The organism is uncultured Muriicola sp. (assembly GCF_947258935.1).
In the GTDB taxonomy this organism is placed as follows: domain Bacteria; phylum Bacteroidota; class Bacteroidia; order Flavobacteriales; family Flavobacteriaceae; genus Muriicola.
The window spans coordinates 43,656-50,174 of sequence record NZ_CAMYKH010000021.1 but is presented as its reverse complement, the minus strand read 5'-3'; the positions used below and the strand labels follow the sequence as shown (position 1 = coordinate 50,174).

At 41.1% G+C, this 6,519-nt stretch carries 5 protein-coding genes; 1 reads left to right on the top strand and 4 read right to left on the bottom strand.

From position 1 onward, the window contains the following. A partial coding sequence (locus Q0X72_RS05745) for a cytochrome P450 (RefSeq protein ID WP_297762744.1) occupies nucleotides 1-852 on the bottom strand: 852 nt, incomplete at its 3' end. Next, entirely contained in the window at nucleotides 853-1,875 is a 1,023-nt protein-coding gene (ruvB, locus tag Q0X72_RS05740) for a Holliday junction branch migration DNA helicase RuvB (RefSeq protein WP_297762742.1), read from the bottom strand. Between the two features lie 168 nt (nucleotides 1,876-2,043). Here ruvB and pckA point away from each other — a divergent pair, with 168 nt between their 5' ends. Continuing rightward, complete coding sequence (gene pckA / locus Q0X72_RS05735; protein WP_297762739.1) at nucleotides 2,044-3,645, top strand: phosphoenolpyruvate carboxykinase (ATP); 1,602 nt, start codon at nucleotides 2,044-2,046, stop codon at nucleotides 3,643-3,645. A gap of 55 nt (nucleotides 3,646-3,700) precedes the next feature. Here the strand turns inward: pckA and Q0X72_RS05730 are convergent, their stop codons facing one another. Both Q0X72_RS05730 and Q0X72_RS05725 read right to left on the bottom strand, forming a co-directional pair. Next, nucleotides 3,701-4,528 (bottom strand): head GIN domain-containing protein, encoded by an 828-nt coding sequence (locus Q0X72_RS05730; RefSeq protein ID WP_297762737.1) that lies wholly within the window; start codon nucleotides 4,526-4,528, stop codon nucleotides 3,701-3,703. Nucleotides 4,529-4,667: 139 nt separating this feature from the next. Further along, on the bottom strand, nucleotides 4,668-6,488 hold the full coding sequence (locus tag Q0X72_RS05725; RefSeq protein WP_297762735.1) for a cbb3-type cytochrome c oxidase subunit I: 1,821 nt from the start codon (nucleotides 6,486-6,488) through the stop codon (nucleotides 4,668-4,670). Nucleotides 6,489-6,519: the final 31 nt, after the last annotated feature.

The following is a 6,519-nucleotide window of genomic DNA, read 5'->3' as shown; positions in this document are numbered from 1 at the left end:
CTGGAATACTTTTTCCTGAATTTTTGGATACTTGCCCAATAAAAAAAGAGTGAAACTCAAGGCGTTCGCCGTAGTCTCGTGCCCTGCTGTAAAAAGGATGAGCACCTCATCTATCAACTGCCTCCTGGGCATATGAGATCCGTCCTCATAGGTCGACTTTAAAAGCATATCCAGCAAATCATCTTTGTCATTTTCCAAGGCGATTCTATCTTCAATTAGTCCATTGAGCAACTCACGACTCTCCTCGGAATACTTTAAATGTTTTTTTATTTTTCCACTAAGTTTAAACCACCACTTCAGATAAGGCTGACGCATCTCCCGGATCAGCATTTTCTGATTCGTCTCTGTGATTTGCTGAAGTCTATGCATCTTATCCTGAATATCAGCACGACTAAAAAGGGCTTTTGACACTACCTGAAAGGCCAGATCGCCCATTAAAGGAAAAACATCCTGATCCTGATTAGGCTTAATGCGCTTTAGTTCTTCCCGTATCGCCTGCTCCATGATATCTAACAACCCTACCAGCTTCTTTTTATGAAATGCTGGTTGTATCATGCGCCTGTGGGTCCGCCAATGCTCTCCTTCTGAAGTAAGGAGTCCAAACCCAATATATTTGGCCAGATCTCTGGTTTGCAGGGGCGACTTTTGGAATTTCTTATGCTGTTTTTGGAGCACCTTTTGTACAATGTCAGGATCCCTTGTAAAGTCTATATTTTGCCAAGGACCTACCTTAACGCGGAAGGTATCTCCGTATTTTTTAAAATTTTCTGAATGGAAGGGCAAGGGATTTGCCAGGATTCGTTTTCGGTTCTTTAAAACCTCTATATAAGAAACGGTGGTTAGTTCTCGCATTTAAAAAAGGCCTGGCTGATTTTCTCCCTTGATCCTGCCTAAATGTTTGTAAGCCAATTCCGTGACCTCTCTTCCCCTGGGCGTTCTCATGATAAATCCCTGCTGAATAAGGAAAGGTTCATAGACTTCCTCAATGGTTTCAGAACTCTCAGATACAGCGGTGGCTAGCGTAGAGATCCCAACCGGACCGCCTTTGAACTTGTCAATGATGGTCAATAATATCTTATTGTCCATTTCATCCAAACCATGTGTATCTACATGAAGTGCTTTGAGGCCGTATTGGGAAATATCTATATCAATAGAACCATTTCCTTTGATCTGTGCAAAATCGCGTATCCGCCTGAGCAATGCATTACAAATTCTTGGGGTTCCCCGGCTTCTCCCTGCAATTTCGATGGCCGCATCATTGCTGATAGGCACTTTAAGGATATCTGCGCTGCGCTCCACTATGGTCGACAAAAGTTCTGTATTATAGTATTGTAATCTGCTTTGTATTCCGAAACGGGCGCGCATAGGTGCAGTTAGTAATCCGGACCTGGTAGTTGCTCCTATTAATGTAAAGGGGTTTAAGTTGATCTGTACAGATCTTGCATTGGGTCCGGTTTCAATCATAATATCGATCTTATAATCTTCCATGGCAGAATAGAGGTATTCTTCCACTATAGGACTCAGGCGGTGTATCTCATCAATAAAAAGTACATCGCGTTCTTCAAGATTTGTAAGTAATCCTGCAAGGTCTCCCGGCTTATCGAGCACGGGTCCGGAAGTAACCTTGATCCCAACACCCAGCTCATTGGCCAGGACATGTGCCAAGGTGGTCTTCCCAAGCCCGGGTGGTCCGTGAAACAGGGTATGATCCAGGGCTTCATTACGCATATTAGCGGCCTGCACAAAGATCTTAAGGTTTTCCAATACCGATTCCTGACCGGTGAAATCGTCAAAGGTTATGGGCCGTAATGCTCTTTCTATGTCGAGCTCCTCCTGCGAGAAATTTTCTGCCGTTGGGTCCAAATGTTCATTCATACTTTCAAAGATAGTGAAAATCGTAAGGGATTATTACCGCTTAATTTTAATCCATGACATAAAGCTGTAGAATATTTGATTATGATAAAAATCATCTTTTCTTTGATTATTAATTCGCTTCTTTGTATCCTAGAATTAAGTAATTAAATTGTAATTAAAATAATATCCATGACAACATTTGATTTGCACAAATACGGAATTGAAGTAAAAGAAGTTTACAGAAATAGCAGTGTTCCTGTTTTATACGAGCTGGGATTACAACAAGAAAAAGGAACGGCAATTTCTGATGTGGGGGCCCTGATGGTATATTCCGGGGAAAAAACAGGCAGGAGTCCGAAAGACAAACGAATAGTAAGACACCCAGACTCTGAGAAAAATATAGACTGGGGTAATATAAATATTGGGCTGGATGAGCATACCTATATGGTAAACCGGGAACGTGCCCTGGATTACCTCAACACCAGACCCCAACTGTATGTTGTGGATGCCTATGCCGGATGGGACCCAAAATACAGGCTAAAAGTTAGGATCATTTGTACCAGAGCATACCATGCCCTGTTTATGCAAAATATGCTGATTATGCCCACTCAAAAAGAATTGGCCCAATTTGGTGAACCAGACTATGTGATCTTTAACGGGGGAGGTTTCCCTGCCAACAGATACACCTCAGAGATGACCTCCAAGACCAGTGTAGATCTTAATTTGGAAGAGAAAGAGGTTGTGATCCTGGGAACCCAATATGCAGGAGAAATGAAGAAGGGTATTTTTTCTATCATGAACTATTTAATGCCATTGGAAGAAGTACTCCCCATGCACTGTTCTGCGAATGTAGGCGATGCCGGTGATGTTACCATTCTATTTGGTTTATCGGGTACCGGAAAAACCACTTTAAGTGCCGATCCTAAGCGCAAGCTTATCGGAGATGATGAACATTGCTGGACAGACGAAGGAACCTTCAATATTGAAGGTGGCTGTTATGCCAAAGCCATCAACTTATCAGCAGAAAATGAGCCCGATATTTTCAATGCTATCAGATTTGGCACCGTGCTGGAGAATGTGGTCTATGACAAGGATTCTCGCACAGTAGATTATACCGATACTTCCATCACACAGAATACCAGGGCTTCATACCCTATTCAGTTTATAAATAATGTTCAAATGCCATGTATTGCAGGACATCCGGAAAACATCATTTTCCTAACCTGTGATGCCTTTGGAGTCTTACCTCCTGTGAGTAAACTAACTCCAGAGCAGGCAAGCTACCATTTTATCTCAGGTTATACAGCAAAAGTGGCCGGTACAGAAATGGGAGTGACGGAACCTCAGGCTACATTTAGCGCCTGTTTTGGAGCGGCTTTTATGATGTGGCACCCCAACAAATATGCAGAGCTACTGGCCAAAAAGATCAAAGATCACAAGGCCACAGCCTGGTTGGTGAATACCGGTTGGACAGGTGGAGCACATGGAGTAGGCTCAAGGATTAAATTGAAGTATACCAGAGCCATGATAGATGCTATCCATCACAATGAATTTGATAAGGTATCATTTATTAAGGACGAGGAGTTTGGTTTTCAGATCCCTCAAAGTTGTCCGGGAGTTCCAGCCGAAGTATTGATCCCTAAAAATACATGGGACGATAAAGGCAAATACGATGAAGTGAAGAAAAAACTGGTCGGACTCTTTAATACCAATTTTAAAAAGTTTGAGGCCAACGTAAATAAAGAGATCGTTGACGCCGGACCAAAAGCATCCCTATCCTTACAATCATAAAGGAATTGGTTGTTGTTGTATCCCCTTTTCTTATAGAAGAGGGGATTTTTCTTTTCTATTTCTTTCGTTTGAACAATTCAGCGGTGTCTGTGAATTGCTTTAATTCTATTGCAGGATTTCCGTAGAGGTAACAACGAGAAGAGCCTTGTTGTCTTAGGTTTATAGTATCAGTGATATAAAAACGGGCGTTGGATGATGCCATAAGACTAGCGGTTATTTTCCGGGCCTCAAGATCTTCTGCTTTGAGATTGGCATCTCCATCTAAAGTGATCTCAAAATTATCTGCAGTACCCTCTATTTGTAGACGGGTATTGTCCTTCATTGAGAGTGCATTGTTGAATGAATTGGAATAGATACTGGCATCTGCTTTATTCATTAGCATTACAGATAATGAATCTGCAGTAAGATTGAACGTACCTGAACTGTTATCCTGCATGTCTATTTTAACAAGACCAGCATCTGCACCCAGCTCAATTTTGGCAGATCCCAAAGTAGTGATTTTTAATACTTCCGAACTGATCTTGTCTATTGAAGTAAGTTTTCCATCACTGAGCATGATAGAATTAAGTTGTGTATAGGCTATTTCTATATCCAATTTCTTTTTTGAGGTGATCTGGTAAAAAGAAGTGATCACCAGGGTACTATCCACTATCTTAAATTTTAATACATCAATGAGATTATCATCTGCTGTAACGGTATAGGCTTCTTCCGTTGATCTGCGAAGGATAACATCCAGATCATCCCGAAGTTCTAATTTTGTAAATGGCGGTAAGGCATCCTTTACTTCTATTACTGTACGATTTCCTTTGATCTTTGGTTTGCGCTGAGCTTGTATGGCCAATGTGGTGCACAAAAGTATTAAAAGTAGCAATTTTATCTTCATGAGACTTAGGGTATTAAACTATTTGTTGGATTAAAGATATTACAATTTATTGAAGGATGAGATTATTGATATTTACAATAAAAAAAGACCCATACTGTGTAAACAACAGCACGGGTCCTTTAATATCTTGATAGCATCTTTAATGATGTAACTCCTCTTCTTTCTCTTGCAGAGGTACATCCTGAGGCACAAAATCCTGGTCTTTTATCACATAGTCGCCATTAGGCAGTGTCTTACTGTAATCATATGCCCAACGGTGTACTTCAGGTATTTTTCCTTCCCAGTTACCGTGGATATGCTCAATAGGTGCTGTCCATTCTAGCGTATTCGATTTCCATGGATTTTGAACTGTAGGCTTGCCGTAAAAAATACTATGTACAAAATTGTATAGGAACACTAGCTGAGCTGCTCCGGCTATCAGAGCAAATATGGTTATAAGTATATTCAAATCTGTTAATTCATCGAACATTGGGAACGCTGTGTTCTCATAATATCTTCTTGGTACACCTGCCATCCCAACAAAGTGCATTGGGAAGAAAACCCCATAAGCACAAATAGCTGTTACCCAGAAATGTACATACCCAAGGTTCTTATTCATCATCCTCTTAAACATCTTAGGGAACCAGTGGTATACTCCGGCAAAAAGTCCGTAGAGTGCCGATATTCCCATTACCAAATGGAAGTGTGCTACCACAAAATACGTATCGTGTACATTAATATCTAAGGTACTATCCCCTAATATGATCCCGGTTAAACCTCCTGTAATAAAGGTAGAGACCAGGCCAATAGAAAATAGCATGGCGGGGTTTAGCTGTAGATTCCCCTTCCAAAGTGTCGTAATGTAATTGAAGGCTTTCACCGCAGACGGGATGGCTATCAATAAGGTTGTAAAGGTGAAGACAGATCCCAGAAATGGATTCATCCCGGAGATAAACATATGGTGCCCCCATACAATAGTAGACAAAAAGGCAATAGCCAAGATAGAAGCTACCATTGCTCTGTATCCGAAAATAGGTTTTCTGGCATTTGTAGACATCACTTCAGATGTAATTCCCAGTGCCGGCAATAATACGATATATACTTCAGGGTGACCCAGGAACCAAAACAAGTGTTCGTATAGTACAGGAGACCCGCCCTGATAGTGAAGTACTTCTCCCTGGATAAAAATATCCGATAAGAAAAATGAAGTACCAAAACTTCTGTCCATAATAAGTAGTAATGCTGCAGATAATAATACGGGGAAAGAAACCACCCCAATAATTGCAGTTACAAAGAAGGCCCAGATTGTTAGTGGTAGTCTGGTCATAGACATCCCTTTGGTCCTAAGATTGATCACGGTAACAATATAATTCAGGGAACCTAGTAATGAAGATGCAATGAAAATAGCCATTGAGACCAGCCAAAGCGTCATTCCCATACCAGATCCTGGTTGAGCCATGGGTAGTGCACTTAAGGGTGGATAAATGGTCCAACCTGCTGCTGCCGGACCTGCCTCTACAAATAAAGAGATCAACATAATCACACTAGATATAAAGAACATCCAATATGAAAGCATGTTCAGGAATCCTGAAGCCATATCGCGAGCACCTATCTGTAACGGAATAAGGAGGTTACTAAAAGTACCACTTAAGCCTGCAGTAAGAACAAAGAATACCATGATGGTCCCGTGAATGGTAACCAAAGCCAGGTACATATTGGCATCCATTACGCCATCTGGCGCCCATCTTCCTAGAAGAGTTTCAAAGATCGGGAAGGATTCTCCCGGCCAGGCCAGTTGCATTCTGAATAATAAGGACATGGCAATTCCTATGATCCCCATGATCAAACCTGTTATCAGATACTGTTTAGAGATCATTTTATGATCCTGACTAAATATGTATTTGGTAACAAAGGTTTCTTTGTGATGATGTCCATGATCATCTGCATGATCATCAACGTGTGCATGTGCTGTAGCAGACATAATCTAATTTGATTTTATATTAATTTTCTTC